Origin of the sequence: Phaeobacter sp. NW0010-22, from assembly GCF_040365955.1 — a bacterium.
Classification (GTDB): Bacteria; Pseudomonadota; Alphaproteobacteria; order Rhodobacterales; family Rhodobacteraceae; genus OMPR01.
In genome coordinates this window covers 1-17,812 of sequence record NZ_BAABWT010000002.1, presented here as the reverse complement: position 1 = coordinate 17,812, position 17,812 = coordinate 1, and the positions used below count along the sequence as shown (strand labels likewise).

Annotated in this window: 18 protein-coding genes and 1 tRNA gene; 8 read left to right on the top strand and 11 right to left on the bottom strand. The window is 55.5% G+C overall.

The features are described 5' to 3' along the window. Positions 1–50: 50 nt before the first annotated feature. Entirely contained in the window at positions 51–1,067 is a 1,017-nt protein-coding gene (locus ABWV33_RS04280; RefSeq protein WP_353329249.1) for a Fe(3+) ABC transporter substrate-binding protein, read from the bottom strand. Between the two features lie 339 nt (positions 1,068–1,406). On the opposite strand from ABWV33_RS04280, the gene ABWV33_RS04275 reads away from it, so the two are divergent. Then, positions 1,407–1,766 carry a group I truncated hemoglobin gene (locus tag ABWV33_RS04275; RefSeq protein ID WP_113823425.1) on the top strand — a complete coding sequence of 120 codons (360 nt, stop codon included), beginning with the start codon at positions 1,407–1,409 and terminating at the stop codon, positions 1,764–1,766. A gap of 213 nt (positions 1,767–1,979) precedes the next feature. Here ABWV33_RS04275 and ykgO read toward each other — a convergent pair whose 3' ends face one another. Both ykgO and ABWV33_RS04265 read right to left on the bottom strand, forming a co-directional pair. Continuing rightward, positions 1,980–2,105, bottom strand: a complete 126-nt coding sequence (gene ykgO, locus ABWV33_RS04270) for a type B 50S ribosomal protein L36 (RefSeq protein WP_008562923.1) — start codon at positions 2,103–2,105, stop codon at positions 1,980–1,982. A gap of 78 nt (positions 2,106–2,183) precedes the next feature. After that, positions 2,184–2,258, bottom strand: a tRNA-Val gene (locus ABWV33_RS04265). A 149-nt stretch (positions 2,259–2,407) separates the two neighbouring features. Between ABWV33_RS04265 and ABWV33_RS04260 the strand changes: the two genes are divergently transcribed. Then, positions 2,408–3,268: an N-formylglutamate amidohydrolase gene (locus tag ABWV33_RS04260; RefSeq protein WP_353329248.1), complete on the top strand. Its 861-nt coding sequence runs from the start codon at positions 2,408–2,410 to the stop codon at positions 3,266–3,268. Here the strand turns inward: ABWV33_RS04260 and ABWV33_RS04255 are convergent, their stop codons facing one another. The 3 genes from ABWV33_RS04255 to ABWV33_RS04245 form a co-directional block, all read right to left on the bottom strand. After that, on the bottom strand, positions 3,269–4,522 hold the full coding sequence (locus ABWV33_RS04255) for a DNA polymerase IV (RefSeq protein ID WP_353329247.1): 1,254 nt from the start codon (positions 4,520–4,522) through the stop codon (positions 3,269–3,271). Positions 4,523–4,894: 372 nt separating this feature from the next. Continuing rightward, entirely contained in the window at positions 4,895–5,638 is a 744-nt protein-coding gene (gene pyrF, locus ABWV33_RS04250; RefSeq protein ID WP_353329246.1) for an orotidine-5'-phosphate decarboxylase, read from the bottom strand. 63 nt (positions 5,639–5,701) lie between these two features. Then, the gene (locus ABWV33_RS04245) at positions 5,702–5,980 is read right to left on the bottom strand and encodes a hypothetical protein (protein WP_113822878.1); all 279 of its coding nucleotides are present in this window, start codon (positions 5,978–5,980) and stop codon (positions 5,702–5,704) included. 242 nt (positions 5,981–6,222) lie between these two features. Here ABWV33_RS04245 and clpB point away from each other — a divergent pair, with 242 nt between their 5' ends. Beyond that, a complete protein-coding gene (gene clpB, locus ABWV33_RS04240; protein ID WP_353329245.1) occupies positions 6,223–8,841 on the top strand; it encodes an ATP-dependent chaperone ClpB in 2,619 nt (872 codons plus the stop codon). Positions 8,842–9,020: 179 nt separating this feature from the next. Here clpB and ABWV33_RS04235 read toward each other — a convergent pair whose 3' ends face one another. Next, positions 9,021–9,614: an NAD(P)H-dependent oxidoreductase gene (locus ABWV33_RS04235; RefSeq protein ID WP_164621308.1), complete on the bottom strand. Its 594-nt coding sequence runs from the start codon at positions 9,612–9,614 to the stop codon at positions 9,021–9,023. Between the two features lie 100 nt (positions 9,615–9,714). On the opposite strand from ABWV33_RS04235, the gene ABWV33_RS04230 reads away from it, so the two are divergent. Next, on the top strand, positions 9,715–10,299 hold the full coding sequence (locus ABWV33_RS04230) for a TetR/AcrR family transcriptional regulator (RefSeq protein WP_353329244.1): 585 nt from the start codon (positions 9,715–9,717) through the stop codon (positions 10,297–10,299). A 140-nt stretch (positions 10,300–10,439) separates the two neighbouring features. On the opposite strand, the gene ABWV33_RS04225 is transcribed toward ABWV33_RS04230, so the two are convergent. The 3 genes from ABWV33_RS04225 to ABWV33_RS04215 form a co-directional block, all read right to left on the bottom strand. Next, positions 10,440–11,306 carry a DUF302 domain-containing protein gene (locus ABWV33_RS04225; protein WP_353329243.1) on the bottom strand — a complete coding sequence of 289 codons (867 nt, stop codon included), beginning with the start codon at positions 11,304–11,306 and terminating at the stop codon, positions 10,440–10,442. Positions 11,307–11,333: 27 nt separating this feature from the next. Further along, on the bottom strand, positions 11,334–11,702 hold the full coding sequence (locus ABWV33_RS04220; RefSeq protein WP_353329242.1) for a DUF4345 domain-containing protein: 369 nt from the start codon (positions 11,700–11,702) through the stop codon (positions 11,334–11,336). Between the two features lie 174 nt (positions 11,703–11,876). Then, positions 11,877–12,281, bottom strand: coding sequence for a hypothetical protein (locus ABWV33_RS04215; protein ID WP_353329241.1), 405 nt, complete (start codon positions 12,279–12,281; stop codon positions 11,877–11,879). A gap of 362 nt (positions 12,282–12,643) precedes the next feature. On the opposite strand from ABWV33_RS04215, the gene ABWV33_RS04210 reads away from it, so the two are divergent. Further along, positions 12,644–13,909 (top strand): TAXI family TRAP transporter solute-binding subunit, encoded by a 1,266-nt coding sequence (locus ABWV33_RS04210; protein WP_353329240.1) that lies wholly within the window; start codon positions 12,644–12,646, stop codon positions 13,907–13,909. A 6-nt stretch (positions 13,910–13,915) separates the two neighbouring features. Here the strand turns inward: ABWV33_RS04210 and ABWV33_RS04205 are convergent, their stop codons facing one another. After that, complete coding sequence (locus ABWV33_RS04205) at positions 13,916–14,356, bottom strand: DUF302 domain-containing protein (protein WP_353329239.1); 441 nt, start codon at positions 14,354–14,356, stop codon at positions 13,916–13,918. Between the two features lie 114 nt (positions 14,357–14,470). Here ABWV33_RS04205 and ABWV33_RS04200 point away from each other — a divergent pair, with 114 nt between their 5' ends. The 3 genes from ABWV33_RS04200 to msrQ all read left to right on the top strand — a co-directional run bounded on the left by ABWV33_RS04200 (position 14,471) and on the right by msrQ (position 17,598). Further along, on the top strand, positions 14,471–15,964 hold the full coding sequence (locus tag ABWV33_RS04200; protein ID WP_353329238.1) for an FMN-binding glutamate synthase family protein: 1,494 nt from the start codon (positions 14,471–14,473) through the stop codon (positions 15,962–15,964). 70 nt (positions 15,965–16,034) lie between these two features. After that, positions 16,035–16,940, top strand: coding sequence for a protein-methionine-sulfoxide reductase catalytic subunit MsrP (msrP, locus tag ABWV33_RS04195; RefSeq protein ID WP_113822868.1), 906 nt, complete (start codon positions 16,035–16,037; stop codon positions 16,938–16,940). A gap of 55 nt (positions 16,941–16,995) precedes the next feature. Next, positions 16,996–17,598, top strand: coding sequence for a protein-methionine-sulfoxide reductase heme-binding subunit MsrQ (gene msrQ, locus ABWV33_RS04190; RefSeq protein WP_353329237.1), 603 nt, complete (start codon positions 16,996–16,998; stop codon positions 17,596–17,598). Positions 17,599–17,812: the final 214 nt, after the last annotated feature.

Below are 17,812 nucleotides of genomic sequence, written 5' to 3'. Positions count from 1 at the left end.
GGGCGCACGGAACCCCGCACGCCCTCACTGCTCAGATGGTTTGGGTGGATTTACTTCCAGCCAGCCTCGTTAAAGATTTTCTGCGCTTCGGGGATGTTCTTGGCGACGGCAGACAGGCTGACCTCATCGGCTTTGAACTCACCCAGCTTGGCAATTGATGGCGCCAACTCAGCACCGGCCACAACCGGATACTCGTCATTCCCAGCCGAGAAATAAGCCTGCGCTTTGTCCGACGCGAGGTATTCCAGGAACTTGATTGCGTTGTCTTTGTTTGGCGCGTGTGCCGCAACACCGCCACCGGAGAGGTTCATATGCGACCCTTCGGCGTCCTGCGCTGGGAACACCCAACCAATCGCTTCGATGCTATCGCTCAGACCTTTGACGTTTTTGCGATGACCGCGCGCAAAGTAGTACGAGTTCGCAACCGAGATGTCGCACTCGCCCGAAACGATGCCGCGCAGCTGGTCGGTGTCGCCACCCTGAGGTTCGCGCGCCATGTTGGCGACAACGCCATCGGCCCAACCTTTGGCGGCTTCTGCGCCGTGGTGCTCGATGATCGAGGCCAGCAATGTCTGGTTATAGGTGTTGGTCGACGACCGGATGCACACCATGCCTTTGTATTCGGGCTTGGCCAGATCCAGATAGGTCATCGGTGGGTTCGCGACTTCGGCTTTGTCATAGAAAATGATCCGCGAGCGCTGCGAAAAACCAAACCACTGGTTGTCGCTGTCCTGCAGGTTGGCAGGGATCTTCTCTTCCAGCACGGCACTGTCGATAGACTGCAGCAGGCCGGCGTTCTTGGCTCCTTCCAGACGGGAGGTGTCCACGGTCAGCAACAGATCCGCAGGTGAATTCGCACCCTCGGCTTCCATACGCGCCATCAGCTCTTTGGCTTTGCCTTCGATCCGGTTGATCTTGATACCGGTCTGCTCTTCAAAATCAGTGTAGAGACGTTCGTCAGTGTCGTAGTGGCGCGAAGAATAAAGGTTCAGCTCGCCCTCGGCTGCTGCTGCGGTGGTCAAGGTTGCGACCAGAGTAGCGGCCAGTGCGGTAGATGATTTGAACATGACGTGTCCCAGAATGATTAGAGATGGGCAAATGTACCCGACTGAAAAGATCAGATATCTGAATTTTCCCGAAACGCAACCTATTTCTGACAAAAACACTTTGGAAAGAGCGGAGCCGTGCGCACCCCCAACCCGCCCAATCGCCGCATACTGAACGAGAGTCTGCAATGCGGACAAAACCGCCGTTGCCGAAATTGCTCTTTTCATTTTTGTGGCAAAAAGGAGTTGGCTTTTGACGGCTTACCACGCCAAGCGATGCGCAACATAAACCTTGCTTTGAGATCACCCTATGGACAATGCTCTGTTCGTACTGGCTGTTAACAGAATAAAGGAAAACCGATGTCAGCGACACTTTTTGATCGCCTTGGCGGTACGAAGGGCATTTCCAAAATCGCCTCCGATCTTGTCGATAACCACATGGCCAACCCCCTTATTTCTTCTCGGTTCGCTGGCAGCGATGCCGCTAGTATGAAAAAGAAAGCGGCAGATTTCTTTTCTACGGGGTCCGGGGGGCCGCAAGTCTACGATGGAAAGGACATGTTGAGTGCCCACAAACACATGAATATTTCTGACAATGAATATATGGCAGCCGTAGACGACTTGATGGCGGCACTTTCAAATTCCGGTGTGGGCGACGCAGAAAAAGCGGAAGTGCTCTATATCTTTTACACACTTCGTCCGGAAGTTGTTGGCGTATAGTATAGTCTGCATAGGGCTCAATGCGGCCGTTCGCTGCGCCTTGCACAAAGGACCGTTTGGCCAATTTGATCTGGTTTTGACGCAGGCGCCAAAGCCATGTGAGGTTCGGCACTTGTACTATCCACATCTCACCAAGACCAAAAAACAAACCCCTAAACGCGAAAAAACCGCGCTAGACAGCGCGGCTTTCTCAAATACTTGAGATCGGTTCGATTAACCCTGGCGGGCTTTAAACCGACGCTGCGTTTTGTTGATCACATAAACGCGGCCTTTGCGACGCACAACGCGGCAATCACGGTGCCGGTTCTTGAGCGAACGGAGCGAGTTCTTGACCTTCATGGTCTGTCTCCTGGTCCTACGGCGCGGGCCAGCGCCTGGTGTTGCGGGTGCCTCGGAAAATCCGAAACAGTGAATTCATGGTGGGCACTACAAGGTTCGAACTTGTGACCCCTTCGATGTCAACGAAGTGCTCTACCGCTGAGCTAAGCGCCCATGAATACCTTTGCAATCGTTGTCCTAGAAGAAACTAGGACGCAGAGAACTGCGCCGGTAGCGGGGTCTATAAAAGGAGTCGTCAGCACTATCAAGGGCTTTTGAACCAACTATTTTCCGCGCTATGCTTTTCTTTGTAAGGAGCACCCATGACACAAGCCGCCTATCGCCTGTTTGAGCCCGAAAAACGCACATCCTGCGTGGTTTTCGCCTCACCGCATAGTGGGCGGTCGTATTTCGACAGCTTCAAAAGCGCGTCGATTCTGGATGAACTTACGATTCGATCCTCCGAAGATGCCTTTGTGGATCACCTATTTGATTCGGCACAGGCCTTTGGCGCACCTTTGTTAACCGCTTTGGCGCCACGCGCCTATCTGGATCTCAATCGCAGCCCCGAAGAGCTGGATCCCGCCCTGATCGAAGGGGTCAGCCGGTCCCGTCAAAACCCGCGCGTGGCCTCGGGGCTAGGGGTGATTCCACGTGTTGTCGCCAATGGGCGCTCCATTTACCGGGGTAAACTTCCACACAACGAAGCGATGCGGCGGATCAGTACGTTTTGGCGGCCCTATCACGCGCGTTTGCAGGGGGTGTTGGACGAATCCCGCCAGATGTTTGGTAAAGCCGTGCTGATCGATTGCCATTCGATGCCCCGAGAGGCGCTGGATGGGGTGGCACAGTCTTCGGGCCAACGGCCCCATATTGTGCTGGGGGATCGGTTCGGGGCGGCAGCGCACAGCGAAATCGTGGATCATGTTGAATCTGCCTTTGCCGACGCGGGCTTTGATGTGGTGCGCAACACCCCTTTTGCCGGGGCTTATGTGACGCAGACCTACGGGCGTCCCGCGCGCGGTCAACACGCCATTCAGGTGGAAATCGACCGATCTCTCTACATGGATGAATACTTGGTCCGTCCAAACGCGAACTTTGACCAATTCCGGGGTCAGATGCGGCAGGTGGTGGCGAAACTGACTGATATCGGCAAGCAAAAGCAATCACTCGCAGCAGAATGATCACCGCAAGGACCGGCCCTTTACAATAGCATCGGACCCAAAGCGGCGGCGGATGTCATCTGTGGCGCGTTCTGCTTCGGATCGCTTTGTTGCGCCGGGGTCCAGCAGATCGCCGGATTTGTCGGCCTCTGTTTCCGGGCACAGGTCCGAGATTCCGCACCCAATCAACCGATACGGCCCTTCGGCCCCAACCTGATCAAATAATCCGCGCGCTGTGCGGTATATGGTGTCGGCCAACTGCGTCGCATCCCGCAACGACAGCCTGCGCGACAGGCTTGAATGATTGGCGCGCTTTAACTTCAACGTGACCACGCGCCCTGCCATCTGTTTGGCCTTGGCGCGATCCGCAACTTGAACGGCAAGCCGCCACAAATGCCCGTCCAGAATTTCGGTGTTCCACGTGTCTTCGAAAAACGTGGTCTCTTTCGAGATGGATTTGACCGGTTCATGCGCCGACACCCGGCGTTTGTCCTGCCCGCGTGCCAAGTGCCACAACCGATACCCCATCGACCCGAACCGCGCCGTCAGCGCCTCTTGTTCCCATCGCAGCAGATCCGAAAACGTCCGAATGCCCGCGTTTTCCAGCGACACCTGCGCCGCCGGGCCGATGCCCCAGATCAGCCGCACCGGTTTTTCGCGCAGAAAATCGTCCGTCTCTGCCTTGCCGATCACCGAATACCCGCGCGGCTTATCCAGATCCGAGGCAACCTTGGCCAAGAACTTGTTGTGACTTAACCCGATGGACCCGGTCAGCCCCAACTCATCCTTCATCCGTTTCACCAACCGCGCCAACATCACCGCAGGGGGCGCCCCGTGCAAACGTTCCGTGCCGCTGAGATCCAGAAACGCTTCGTCCAGCGACAGCGGTTCAATCACCGGGGTCAACTCATCCATCATCTCACGGATGGCGCGGCTTGCCTCAACATAAGCCGACATGCGCGGCTTGATCACCACTGCATCGGGGCACAGTTTCAGCGCCTGAAACATCGGCATCGCGGATCGCACCCCCCGAATGCGTGCGACATAACAGGCGGTTGATACAACCCCGCGCCGACCGCCACCGATAATGACCGGTTTGGCCGCCAACTCTGGGTTGTCCCGCTTCTCGACCGAGGCATAAAACGCGTCGCAGTCCATATGTGCAATTGTCAGATCAAACAGCTCAGGGTGCGTGGTCACACGCGGGCTGCCACACTGCGGGCACCGCGACTCCGTGGAAATCTGCGCAAGGCAGTCGCGACACAAGCCAGACATGCAATGAATTCCTCGTTTGCTGTGCAGTGACCAAAGCTGGGTCCGGGGATTTTAGCGCGTTCGCGGGCGAAGCTAAAGCCTAAGCCGTCGCTGTCTTCTTACGCAGGGCAGGGGGGAAACCATAAACCAAACGGCCGCGGCTTGCCGGTCTCGGGTCACATATCGCGGGAAAAAGGGAGCTCTCTCAGAAAGACCCCCCGCTTGTTGGGCGGGGGGAGGTAACGAACCACAGGAAGAAATGGTTCGCTGGGGAGTGTCTCAAGTTAAGACTCCCCTATAACAACCCATTCTCCTAGCGCTGATTGGTGCGATTGAAAAATCGTGTTCTTGATGTGCTTTTAGGGGCACAGCGCTTTTGCCCCTGATTTTGTGTTAGTTTGGACGCTGTGCTTGAGGGCTGCGCATCTCGTCCAAAATCGCCAAAGCCGCTGCTTTGGGGTCTTCTGCGTGATAAACCGGGCGTCCAACAACGATGTGATCCACCCCATCCGCAATTGCCTGTGCAGGCGTGGCGACCCGTTTCTGATCGCCCAGATCGGCACCCGCCGGCCGCACGCCAGGCGTGACAATCAAACGTCCCTCTGATTGGGGTAGGGCCCGGATCAGCGCTGCTTCTTGCGGTGATGCGATAATGCCATCGGCCCCGGCCTCAAATGCATTTGCCGCGCGTTCCAGCACCAGATCCTGAATGTCACCAGGCTTGATCAGACCCGCATCCAGATCCTGACGATCCAGCGAGGTCAGGATGGTCACCGCCAGAATTTGCAGATCTTTGCCCGAGGCGCCCTCTTTGGCGGCGCGCACAACATGCGGATCGCCATGCACAGTCAGGAAATCCAGATCAAATTGCGCCAACCCGCGTACCGCGTTTTCCACGGTGTTACCGATGTCGAACAGCTTCATATCAAGGAAAATGCGCTTGCCGAATTCTTGCTTCAGTTCGTTGGCCAGCGCCAGCCCACCGCCGGTCAACATGCCCAGACCAATTTTGTAAAACGAAACCGCATCGCCCAGCTTTTCAGCCAAGGCCAGCCCTTGCACAGCATTGGGCACATCAAGCGCCACAATCAGGCGATCATCGGACAAGGTTGGGGCGTTCGTTTGGACGTCAGACATGGCACGGCCTCTTGTTTTGTGGGGTCGCGCCTCTCTATGTGTCTCTGGTCTATGACGCAAGCCTTACGCGTGCAGCGGCATCGGGTCGCCGAGCAGGCGCAGATTATCCGCCAAATTCAGCGTGGCTTTCCCAGACCGGTATTCCGGCATGCGCCGCATTTGCCGCATGGCATCAGAAATGAACGCCCGTGCTTTTTCTCCGGAACTTTCCTGTTCCGAAAGCCTAAGCTGGCAGAACAATGTGACTACCTGATTCTTGAGCGTCATACAGACATTTGCAGAATGACGCGCTGAACTTTGGCAATAGGTGTACTGAGTGATTTCGATGTCGGTTATTAACATGCCCGCCTCCGTGAGTGTTTAGATCACTAGACACCGAAATTGTTACCAAAGTGGGGCAGAGGTTTGCCGAATTAGGGCAAAAGGAAGAAAGAATATTAAAGATTGAATGTAACTTTGAGGAAAGCTGTACCTAACCCTTGAAGGTTTCGGAAAAATCCCCAAATTAATCCCGAGGCCCAACCCAAGGCGTGCTGCCAAGCAGGCGCTAACATACTCTGGGCGCTTATAAAAAGGAGAGACGCATGGACTTGAACAAGTTCACTGAACGTGCACGTGGTTTCGTGCAGGCCGCGCAGACAATTGCCCTGCGCGAAGAACACCAGCGACTGACCCCAGAACATATTCTCAAGGCCCTGATGGACGATGATCAGGGGCTGGCAAGCAACCTGATTACACGTGCCGGTGGCGCGCCAAACCGTGTGGTCGAAGCGTTGGAAACAGCCCTGTCAAAACAGTCCAAAGTCAGCGGCGACGCCGGGCAGGTCTATCTGGATACCCAAACCGCCAAGGTTCTGACCGAGGCCGAAAAGCTTGCTGAAAAAGCAGGCGATAGCTTTGTGCCTGTCGAACGCGTCCTGATGGCGCTGTGCATGGTAAAATCCAAAGCCAAAGACGCCTTGGATGCTGGTGGCGTTAGTGCGCAAAAGCTGAACGAGGCGATCAACGACATCCGCAAAGGCCGCACCGCTGATACGGCGAGTGCCGAGGATGGCTATGACGCCCTCAAGAAATACGCCCGTGATCTGACCGAGGCCGCCGCCGAAGGCAAAATTGACCCGATCATTGGTCGTGACGAAGAAATCCGTCGCTCGATGCAGGTGCTCAGTCGTCGGACCAAGAACAACCCGGTCCTGATCGGGGAACCCGGCGTCGGTAAAACTGCGATTGCCGAGGGCATGGCCCTGCGCATCATCAACGGTGATGTGCCTGAATCGCTGCGCGACAAGAAATTGCTGTCGCTGGACATGGGCGCGTTGATCGCCGGTGCCAAATACCGTGGCGAATTCGAAGAGCGCCTTAAGGCCGTCCTGACCGAAGTGACCGAGGCCGCGGGCGAAATCATCCTGTTCATCGACGAGATGCACACCCTTGTGGGCGCTGGGAAATCCGACGGTGCGATGGATGCGGCGAACCTGATCAAGCCAGCACTGGCGCGCGGCGAACTGCACTGTATCGGCGCGACCACGCTGGATGAATATCGCAAATACGTGGAAAAAGACGCGGCTCTGGCCCGCCGGTTCCAGCCGGTCATGGTCACCGAACCCACCGTCGAAGACACCATTTCGATCCTGCGCGGTATCAAAGAGAAATACGAACTCCATCACGGGGTCCGCATCGCCGACGCCGCTCTGGTGTCAGCGGCCACGCTCTCGCACCGCTACATCACCGACCGCTTCCTGCCGGACAAAGCCATCGACCTTGTGGATGAGGCTGCCAGCCGCTTGCGGATGGAGGTGGACTCCAAACCCGAGGAGCTCGATCAGCTCGACCGCCAGATCATGCAGATGCAGATCGAAGAGGCCGCGCTGAAACTCGAAGACGATGCGGCCTCCAAGGACCGGCTGGAAACCTTGCAAAAGGATCTCGCCGAGTTGCAGGAAAAATCCGCCGAGATGACCGCCCAGTGGCAGGCCGAACGCGATAAACTTGCGGGCGCGCGTGACATCAAGGAACACCTCGACCGGGCGCGGGCCGAACTGGACATCGCCAAACGCGAGGGCAACCTGGCCAAAGCCGGCGAACTCTCCTACGGCGTGATCCCGGATCTGGAAAAGCAACTGGCCGACGCCGAAGCCCGCGGTGACGAGGGCAAGCTGGTCGAAGAGGCCGTGCGCCCCGAACAGATCGCCGCCGTGGTCGAACGCTGGACCGGTATCCCGACCTCGAAAATGCTCGAGGGCGAGCGCGAAAAGCTGCTCCGGATGGAGGACGACCTGCACCGCCGCGTGATCGGCCAGCACTCGGCCGTGACCGCCGTGTCCAACGCCGTGCGCCGTGCGCGCGCCGGGCTGAACGACGAAAGCCGCCCGCTTGGCAGCTTCCTGTTCCTCGGCCCAACCGGCGTGGGGAAAACCGAACTGACCAAGGCCGTGGCCGATTTCCTCTTTGATGACGACAGCGCCATGGTGCGTATCGACATGTCCGAGTTCATGGAGAAACACGCCGTCGCCCGTCTGATCGGTGCCCCTCCCGGCTATGTTGGCTATGACGAAGGCGGTGTTCTGACCGAGGCCGTGCGCCGTCGTCCCTATCAGGTGGTCCTGTTTGACGAGGTGGAAAAAGCCCACCCCGACGTGTTCAACGTGCTGCTTCAGGTGCTCGATGATGGCGTTCTGACCGATGGTCAGGGTCGCACCGTGGACTTCAAGCAGACGCTGATCGTGCTGACCTCCAACCTTGGGGCACAGGCGCTTAGCCAACTGCCTGATGGTGCGGATGCTGCCGACGCACGGCGCGATGTGATGGATGCGGTGCGGGCCCACTTCCGCCCCGAATTCCTTAACCGTCTGGACGAGACGATCATCTTTGACCGTCTGGCGCGTGCCGATATGGATGGCATCGTTGATATCCAGCTGGGTCGTTTGAAAAAGCGCCTCGCCGGTCGCAAGATCGCGCTGGAGCTGGACGAGGCTGCCAAAACTTGGCTCGCCGACGAAGGCTACGATCCGGTGTTTGGTGCGCGTCCGCTCAAGCGGGTGATTCAACGGGCGCTGCAAAACCCGCTGGCCGAGCTGATCCTGTCGGGCGATGTCAAAGACGGCGACATCCTCCCGGTTTCGGCGGGCACCGACGGTCTCATCATCGGGGATCGCCTCGGCACCACCGATCGACCCAGACCGGATGACGCGGTGGTGCACTAAGAGGGGCTCCACCCCCTAATCCAAGGGTTCAAAACACCAAAGCCCGCCAGAAATGGCGGGCTTTTCTTGTCCAACCTCCCCTTCACAACCCCAACCCATCATTAGGGCCGCGTCCGATCCTCCCCACGGGAGGGCGCGGCCCGGGCCTTAAGCCCGAGCTAAAGGCGGTAAACCCTGCATCACGCGGCGACGGTTCCATATCTTTTGACCTCAGTTATCCACTGCTCGATTTTGGCCGGTTTCGGATCGCTCGCGCCGGTAAAATGCGTGAAACGTGCGGGCTTAATCCCAACAAAGCCAAGAATCTGATCCCGCAACTGACGCAGCATGGCATTGCGATAAACCAAGCGCATGAAAAAGTTGGGCGTATCAGACGTCATAATCACGCGCCCCGTTCGGCCGGTCAGCATAGGTGATGGCATACCGATCCAATTTGTCTCGCGGGTATTGAAGGCCCTGCCAGGAAGAAGCGCTCGATCGAACAAACCCTTCAACTTTGCGGGGACTCCCCCCCACCACATCGGGGTGGTTAGCACCATATGCTGGCTCCATTCGATGTCCGCCAATACCTGCTCAAGTTCCGCTTCGAGCGGCTTTTGAACGCTATAGCCGCCGTATCCGAAATCGGGGTCGAACGAAATATTGTGCAAGTGCGTCAGCCGGACTTCGTGACCAGCCTCCTGTGCGGCTTGCGCGTAACTCTCGGCAAGAGTTCGATTTAACGAGTTTTCTGCCGGGTGACCATTGAGAATGAAGATGCGTTTCTGTGCCATGAGACTCTCCTAAATTGACCGTGGTCAGTTTATTAGATGCATAAATGACCGTGGTCAATATAAGATTTGACCGCAGTCATTTTTTTTGCCAAAAGAAGCCATGGCAAGAGCACAGCAACAGCGCACACTGAAAACCCGAGCCCGCCTTATCGCGGCCTCCGAAGACATTATTGAACAGCGGGGGTTCGAAAACCTGCGTGTTGAAGACGTCGTATCGCTGGCCGGCACAGCCAAAGGCACGTTCTTTACCCATTTCAAAGACAAAGACGCGCTAATGGATTTGATAATCGGTGGAAGGATCGATCAGCATCTCGACACGTTAGAGGCCGGTGCAGCGCCGAACACCGTTCAGGAAATGGTTGTGGCGCTCCTGCCGCTGTGCAATTTCATGATCAGCGAACGGTATGTTTTTGATCTCATCCTCCGTCATTCAGGGGCAGCAGCAAAAGAAGAGATCGGCCCGATTGCCCAAACATTTGACCGTCAGGTAAAGGTCTTGGCGCAGTGGCTATCTGACGGTCGGTTTCGCAAAGACGTGCCCGCAATGATCTTGGCCGAAGGCATTCAAGCCTTTGCTGTGCAATGCATGGCCCTTCATTTCTGCGCAATCAATAGTGAAGAGCCGATGCAGGCGCGGTTTAGCATGTATCTGGACGCATGGTTGAACCCGAAAATGGCGTCATAGACACACCCGGTACGAACATCCCTCAGCGTCGAAAAATGCCTCAAACCCGGTTTGATACAAGGCCCCCCTCATCCGCGTGTGACAGATCCGTTTTACTGAGCAACCTATGCAACTTTGTGCGTTCATGTTGGCTGTGGCGCCTATTCGATTGCACCCTTGAATGTCGCCGTCAGGCGCTTGTTCAACATCGCATGCGGCTCTATCGCGCGTTGATAGTGCAGGTCCGCAAATGCCGCGATATCGTTGAATAAAACCCGAGCCTTCCCATCAACGCCTTCATAAACCAACAGCTTCTGGCAAAACGCGTCCAAACCAATTGCTGGAAATTCGGCCATCGCAACGCCCCCCGGCGCAGGGCCGCCAAACAAAAGCAGTTGCGCCGGTACCAGTTCAACACCAAATGCTTCCGCTTCGCTTTGGAAATCGATCTCGCCAAACCAGATCGTATCTGATTGCGCGGTGATGGTTTCTTTTAGTCGCGCAACGGTTTCAGCAACCCCGTACTGCGATCGCAACTCCAACACAGCAAAATCTTTATCAACGCGCGTTGATTCAACCTTTTGCGCAGAGAGGTCTGGCACTTGCTCGAAAACCGCCACTAAGCGATCATCCATTTTAGCAAGCAAAGGCGCATCCGTTATGCCATGTCTCTTGGCCAAAAAATCAGATGATGTGTAGAGCAGGGACAAAGAGCCTGCCTCATCAAAGGACAGCGCGCGAAAAGGCAGATCAAGTCCTGCTCGGATTTCATGCTTCATAATTTCAGCATTCAAACCCGGATCGGAAAACAATTGCACACGGGACGGTGGCATTTCCACGTTCTCTGCGGCGGCTAATCTCGCATGATCTATCTGGATGATTTCCGTCAGCCCGGCATTCTGAACCGCCTCTTTGACGGCCTCGAAAGATTGATCAACCTTCATTTGGTTCGAGATATCAGCGTTTGCTGCAACACTCAAAGAGAGGGTGACAAACGAAGCAAGAACGACGCGCAAAAGCAGAGCCATGCAATTCTCCAGTTTCTGTGATTACGTTTACTTCCGTAGGGCAATGAACGCCAATGCTGCAAAAACGATTTCCGCCAACAAATAGGCAATCAGAACAAAATTCGGCATGCCATCAATGATCAAGCTCGCAATTCGACCAGCGGCCAACCCACTCATGAAAATGAAAACACCCCACAAGGCAGGAACCCGCAGCGACGACATGGCAAACCCTGCCAGCCAAAACAGAACATTAGCCAGATAAAGCCCCATGATCGCGCGAAACACATGCGTTTGGTTGGTCCCCTCAACAGGGAACTCCAAAAGATAAGGCACAGATTGTGACGGCACGAGGCCATACGACAATGCAATTGGCACAAGGCCCATCGCGGCAAGAAGTAGAACGAGACGATCAGACATGGAGAGCCTCTAGGTTTCATTTAGTTGGGCATGAGGCTTTCGATGAGTCAACTATATGGAATCCCTTCTAACCAAGTATTAAGGTTAGCAAACGAACCGAAAGTATAGTTTTGAGATAAACGCGCTTAGGGCGATCCATTTTAGGCCTGTCATTTTGACAACGGGAAAGACGTTTTAACCACTCGCCGTCCGCTCATCACAGGTTCGTTTTGCCTGACCAACCGACAGTGAATTTCCGACGATACTCACATCCGTCGTCAACGGCGTTGACCCAGAGCCAGCCGCGGGGGGCTGAAAGCTGAACGTAACTGCACGTTGACCGGGTTTTGCTGCGCTCTGTGCTGGGCCTTGCCAGACGTAAATCCGATCCGATCCGCGTTTGGACAATTTCAACAACGCGTAATCCCCGACCCCGCACCAATAGATGGCGTTCTCTGAAAAGTCGGCGACCACTTCGATCAATCCATTCGACAACGGATAGGCTTTGGATCGCGATTCATTGCCCGCTGTTGCGGTTTGCGCGCTGATCAACAGGCTGACCGCAAGGGCCGTTTGGATGGCGTGTCGTGACATTTTCATGTTTGAACCCCTGTTTTGATATTTCTCTCTCTACGGTTCAGGTCGGGGTTCAGATCACTTTGGGGGGGGCCATTAACCAGATTCGTGGGGTGGCCGCGCTGAGATCTGCTAAATCGTACGAAATCACGCCCAATGTCCCCAAACGCTCTTGGTTTGTCGGTTTGCATCAGTGCCGGCAGGGGGCGGATCGTACGAAAAGACGTGGACTCTCCCCAAAACGGCTCCAGTTTGTCGGGAAAGAGGGGCTGATTTGCCCCTGAAATCCATGGTTAACAGATCGCACGCACCACCTTGCTCCAAAGGTCTGCGCCCGCTAGATTGCCTGCGCCCTGCTTTGCCACCAAGAATGAAAAGGCCGCTGTATGAGGATCTGGACCCTGCTTGCGACGCTCGTGCTTTTGCTTGGGTTTGCTCTCATCTATTTCCAGCTGCATCCGCCGAAAAAGCTGACGATTGCGGCCGGTCCGCACAATGGCGCATATGGGCAAGTTGCTGATAGATATCGTAAAATCCTTGCACGGGATGGGATTGATCTGAAAGTGATCGAAACCGCCGGCTCTGTTGAAAATGCACAATTGATCAGCGCGGGGCAGGTTGACGTCGCGATTTTGCAGGGCGGGATCTCTCCGTCAGACCCGGCCATCGAAGCGATTGGATCGATCTTTTTTGAACCGATGATCTTTCTCGCCCGTTCTGAGTTGAAAATTTCAACCAATCCAGCCCTTTGGCGGGGACTGCGCATCAGCGCTGGCCAACCCGGTTCCGGCACGGCCGCCGCCTTTGTCGACTTTCAAGTGGCCGTGGGCTTAGGTGCTGAAAACAATAGGCAAATGTCTCTGAGCTATCAGGACGCTGTCGCCGCTTTGGTCGCGGATGAGATCGATGTCGCGGTCTTTGTCGCCCCGATTGACGCGCCTTATCTCAAAAAAGCGTACAACCTGCCTGACATCCAATTTCTGTCGCTGGCCTACAGCGATGCAATTTCGCGTCGGTTGGAATACGCCAATACCGTCACAGTCCCAACCGGGGCGATTTCTCTGAATCCGGTTGTCCCTGCGATCCCTCATTCGCTGCTCGCACTAGAGGCGCGTTTGGCGATCGATCCAGACCTCCACCCGGCGCTGGTCAATCGCATAACCATGGCCGCAAAAGAACTGCACGGCGCCCGCGATTTGATCACCGATCCAGAAACGTTCCCTGCGGTTGAAGGTGTTGAAATGCCCGTGAATAATGCCGCGCGACTGTTGATTCAAGAAGGCCCGTCCGCATGGCACGATTGGTTGCCTTATTGGATGGCGGCACAAGTTAACCGGTTGCTTTTGTTGCTTCTTCCGGTTCTGTTCATTTTGTTGCCCCTGTTTCGGGCCTTGCCTGCGCTGTATGCCTATTTCATGGGCTGGAAGGTTTGGCACTACTACCCGGAGATCCGCGAAATCGAAGAAAAGTTGGATGAGGATCCAGATGCCCAAATGCTGGTAGAAATGGATGCAAAGCTCAACGAATTGGATGATCGCCTAAGCCGGTTACGCGTTCCTGGTGCCTATCGTCAGGCCGCATATCACGCACGGATTCATATCGATCTGGTGCGTAAGCGGATTGAAACTTTGCAGCAAGCTCAACCCGCTTAATCGGTCTCACTCGGCGATGGCTTCTTTCACGATCGTGTCCAGCAGGGCCTGAACTTCTTGCATCGGACCCTCGGGAAATTGACGGTACCCGATGTGGGTTTGATCAGGCGCACCGGGCAATTCGGCTACGAAAATATCATACGGGCAAAACACGATATTCATCGGATCCGCTTCCATCACTTTGCGAGACAGGGTCGCCGAGCAGAATGAAAAAACCTTAGCGTGGGTGAACAAGACCACATCGGATCCCACATCGGCACGCGTGCGTTCAAGCATGTCGCCAACGTGGCTGATGTCGTCCACACGCAGGCCAGCGTCCACAATGGCGCTCTCTAGCCCAAACACAACATCATCAAAGCTTTGATCTGTGGTATAACGCACCATATCCTGCGCTGCCACGGCGCTTGCGGCCCCTAAGAGCGCCCCCGCTAATAGAAAGTGTTTCATTTTACTTCTCCCTTTGTGATCGGGCGTGGCTTGCATGGCCCGGAAATCCTGATCAGTCTTACTTAAACCAGCCAGGCGCGCTTTGCGCCACGTCAAACGTATCGGAGTATTCGCATGGGTTTTGCAATGAATGCAATTGAAGTCATGGCCTTTGTTTTTGTAGGGGTTTTAGGCCTTGCTGCCTTGGGGGCGATTGTTCTCTTTTTTGTGGATCGGTTTCAAACAGAAGATGCAATTCGACGCAATTACCCTGTCATCGGGCGGTTTCGTAAGCTGTTCACAGAGCTGGGGGAGTTTTTCCGTCAATACTTCTTTGCCATGGACCGCGAAGAACTGCCGTTCAATCGGGCGCAGCGCGAATGGGTTGGGCGTGCAGCCGAAGGCGAAGGCAACACCGTTGCCTTTGGGTCCACCCGCAACATGCAGGTACCGGGCACGCCGATTTTCGTGAATGCGCCGTTCCCTCCTTTGGATGATCAGGCGGCCAAGACAGAGCCACTCAAAATCGGACCGACGGCGCGCATCCCCTATATGGCCCCATCGTTTTTTAACATCTCCGGCATGAGCTATGGTGCGATTTCAAAACCAGCGGTGCAATCGCTCAGCCGTGGGGCGAAAGAGGCGGGGATTTGGCTGAATACTGGAGAGGGCGGCCTGAGCCCATTTCACCTAGAAGGAGGCTGTGACATCGTTTTTCAGATCGGGACGGCCAAATATGGCGTGCGGGATCACGACGGCAACCTGAGCGATGACAAGCTGCGCGAGGTTGCGGCCCATGATGCGGTGCGGATGTTTGAAATCAAGATGGCGCAGGGGGCCAAACCGGGTAAGGGGGGCATTCTACCCGCTGAAAAGATCACGGATGAGATCGCCACGATTCGGGGGATCAAGCAGGGACACGACAGTCAATCGCCAAACCGCCACCCCGAGGTGCGCAATATCGAAGACTTGCTAAACATGGTTTCGCATATGCGTCAGGTCACCGGCAAACCGGTGGGGATCAAAACCGTTGTGGGATCTGAACAGGTATTTCGGGATCTGTTCGACGCCATCGTCGCGCGGGGTGATGACTGCGCGCCCGATTTCATCACGCTGGATGGGGGCGAAGGCGGAACGGGTGCCGCGCCCATGCCGTTGATAGACCTTGTGGGAATGTCGGTGCGTGAGGCCTTGCCGATCATTGCCAATCTGCGGGATGAACATGGCCTGAAAGAGCGCGTACGCTTGATTTCAAGCGGTAAGCTGATCAATCCCAGCGACGTTGCCTGGGCCCTAGCGGCTGGGGCTGACTTTGTCACCTCGGCACGAGGCTTCATGTTCTCACTTGGGTGTATTCAAGCGCTCAAGTGTAACAAGAACACATGCCCGACAGGGATAACAACGCATGATCCGAGGTTTCAAAAAGGGCTGGTTGTCAGCCATAAATACGCTCGCGTCGCACGTTATGCCAAAGAGATTATCCACGAAGTCGAGATGATCGCGCACTCTGTTGGAGTGACCGAGCCGCGTCAGATGCGCCGCCGCCATGTGCGTATTATGCAGTCCAATGGCCGTTCAGTTCCTATGAACGAAATTTTGCCAAGTTACAGTCTCGTCTCTGAATCGTGAGACAAGTTGGTTTGGCACCGCGCGTTGGTGACGCTACCTCAGTATGCAAACAGAGCAACCGGAGACCGAGATGGCCTATCGCTGGAAGAATGACCTGACCCATGCTGACGTGACCCCAAACGCGGCGTTCATGAACCGACGCCAGTTGATGGCCGGTATTGCTGGCTTGGGTTTGGCTGCAATGGCCAGGCCTGCAGCCGCAGCCGAAGGTGACCTGAAGCCAAACAGTTGGGAAGAGATCACAAGCTACAACAACTATTATGAATTTGGCACCGGCAAAGAAGACCCGGCACAAAACGCGCATGTCCTGACAACCAAGCCATGGAGCGTCAAAATTGACGGGATGGTTGATAACCCGGGCGATTATGCCTTTGAGGATATCATGTCCAAAATGACCGTCGAAGAACGCATCTATCGGTTCCGCTGTGTAGAGGCATGGTCGATGGTCGTGCCGTGGAACGGGTTTGAACTGGCGGACCTGTTGAACATGGCGGGTGTGCAATCCGGGGCAAAGTATGTGGCCTTTGAAACGCTCTATCGTCCGGCCGAAATGCCCGGCACCGCGTACAAGGTTTTGGAGTGGCCTTATAGAGAGGGGTTGCGGCTGGACGAGGCGATGCACCCGCTCACATTGATGGCGACTGGGATCTACGGCAAACCTATCCCGAACCAGAACGGGGCACCCCTGCGTTTGGTTGTGCCGTGGAAGTATGGATTCAAGTCGATCAAATCGATTGTCCGGATAACACTAACGGACAAAGAGCCTCCCACCAGCTGGAATATGGCCAATCGTCGGGAGTATGGCTTTTACAGCAATGTGAATCCCAATGTCTCACACCCCCGCTGGTCGCAGGCCAATGAACGTCGCTTGGGGGGCGGGTTGTTTGCCAGCCGTAAACCCACGCTTATGTTCAACGGCTATGAAAAAGAGGTTGCGGGCCTGTACGAAGGTATGGATCTGGCCAAGTTCTTTTGAAGCTGCCCGTACTGGTTCATGAACAGCGCCCACCCAGCCCAAGGATACAGACATAATGATCGACCAGCTTAATCAGGTGTTACGGCGTTGCCCCGTTTGGGTTCTGTATCTGGTGGGCGCTGTTTACCCGGCTTGGCTGCTCTATCTTGGGCTCACAGGGGGGCTGGGTGTCGATCCGGTCAAAGCGTTGGAGCACGAAATGGGCGAGCGCGCCTTGCAGCTGCTCGTTTTGGGTCTTGCGGTCACGCCGCTGCGCCAGCGCCTTGGTGTGAATCTGATGAAGTTTCGCCGCGCAATCGGCGTGATTACGTTTTTTTATGTGGTTTTACATTTACTGGTTTGGTTGGTTCTGGATGTGCAAATCCTTGGGCAGATCTGGGCAGACATCTTAAAACGTCCGTACATCACAATTGGAATGGCAGGTTTCCTTGTCCTGCTTCCGTTGGCGATCACGTCAAACAATTGGTCTGTCCGCAAACTTGGGCGCCTGTGGCGTATCCTTCACAAGGCAGTCTATGGCGCGGCCCTTTTGGGAGGAGTGCATTTTGTCATGCTGGTCAAAGGATTTCAGATAGAGCCCCTGATCTATCTGGGTGTGATCGTATTGTTGCTTATACTGCGCCTCCCTGCTCGGCGCTCATCCCCCCAACGCGCCTAATGCCAGCTCGCTGATCTGTACCTTAGATTCCGTGTTGGGCGTGTGTCTTTGGCTCCGGCATGTCCGATTCTTGGTGAAGAAATGAGTTATGCCTCTTGGATTTGTGGTGTTGTTCGGTGGATTTGGAGGGTGAGTCTGTGGATAAGGGTGTTTTGGGAGGGGTGCGTGCGTAATGTGGTTGGATGTTTAAGGGATGTCGCTGGCTTTGTTTCCA

Excerpts from the sequence above, each read along its gene's own strand:
- ABWV33_RS04280 (WP_353329249.1), bottom strand. The coding sequence starts at position 1,067 with ATGTTCAAATCATCTACCGCACTGGCCGCTACTCTGGTCGCAACCTTG.
- ABWV33_RS04275 (WP_113823425.1), top strand. The coding sequence starts at position 1,407 with ATGTCAGCGACACTTTTTGATCGCCTTGGCGGTACGAAGGGCATTTCC.
- ykgO (WP_008562923.1), bottom strand. The coding sequence starts at position 2,105 with ATGAAGGTCAAGAACTCGCTCCGTTCGCTCAAGAACCGGCACCGTGAT.
- ABWV33_RS04260 (WP_353329248.1), top strand. The coding sequence starts at position 2,408 with ATGACACAAGCCGCCTATCGCCTGTTTGAGCCCGAAAAACGCACATCC.
- ABWV33_RS04255 (WP_353329247.1), bottom strand. The coding sequence starts at position 4,522 with ATGTCTGGCTTGTGTCGCGACTGCCTTGCGCAGATTTCCACGGAGTCG.
- pyrF (WP_353329246.1), bottom strand. The coding sequence starts at position 5,638 with ATGTCTGACGTCCAAACGAACGCCCCAACCTTGTCCGATGATCGCCTG.
- ABWV33_RS04245 (WP_113822878.1), bottom strand. The coding sequence starts at position 5,980 with ATGTTAATAACCGACATCGAAATCACTCAGTACACCTATTGCCAAAGT.
- clpB (WP_353329245.1), top strand. The coding sequence starts at position 6,223 with ATGGACTTGAACAAGTTCACTGAACGTGCACGTGGTTTCGTGCAGGCC.
- ABWV33_RS04235 (WP_164621308.1), bottom strand. The coding sequence starts at position 9,614 with ATGGCACAGAAACGCATCTTCATTCTCAATGGTCACCCGGCAGAAAAC.
- ABWV33_RS04230 (WP_353329244.1), top strand. The coding sequence starts at position 9,715 with ATGGCAAGAGCACAGCAACAGCGCACACTGAAAACCCGAGCCCGCCTT.
- ABWV33_RS04225 (WP_353329243.1), bottom strand. The coding sequence starts at position 11,306 with ATGGCTCTGCTTTTGCGCGTCGTTCTTGCTTCGTTTGTCACCCTCTCT.
- ABWV33_RS04220 (WP_353329242.1), bottom strand. The coding sequence starts at position 11,702 with ATGTCTGATCGTCTCGTTCTACTTCTTGCCGCGATGGGCCTTGTGCCA.
- ABWV33_RS04215 (WP_353329241.1), bottom strand. The coding sequence starts at position 12,281 with ATGAAAATGTCACGACACGCCATCCAAACGGCCCTTGCGGTCAGCCTG.
- ABWV33_RS04210 (WP_353329240.1), top strand. The coding sequence starts at position 12,644 with ATGAGGATCTGGACCCTGCTTGCGACGCTCGTGCTTTTGCTTGGGTTT.
- ABWV33_RS04205 (WP_353329239.1), bottom strand. The coding sequence starts at position 14,356 with ATGAAACACTTTCTATTAGCGGGGGCGCTCTTAGGGGCCGCAAGCGCC.
- ABWV33_RS04200 (WP_353329238.1), top strand. The coding sequence starts at position 14,471 with ATGGGTTTTGCAATGAATGCAATTGAAGTCATGGCCTTTGTTTTTGTA.
- msrP (WP_113822868.1), top strand. The coding sequence starts at position 16,035 with ATGGCCTATCGCTGGAAGAATGACCTGACCCATGCTGACGTGACCCCA.
- msrQ (WP_353329237.1), top strand. The coding sequence starts at position 16,996 with ATGATCGACCAGCTTAATCAGGTGTTACGGCGTTGCCCCGTTTGGGTT.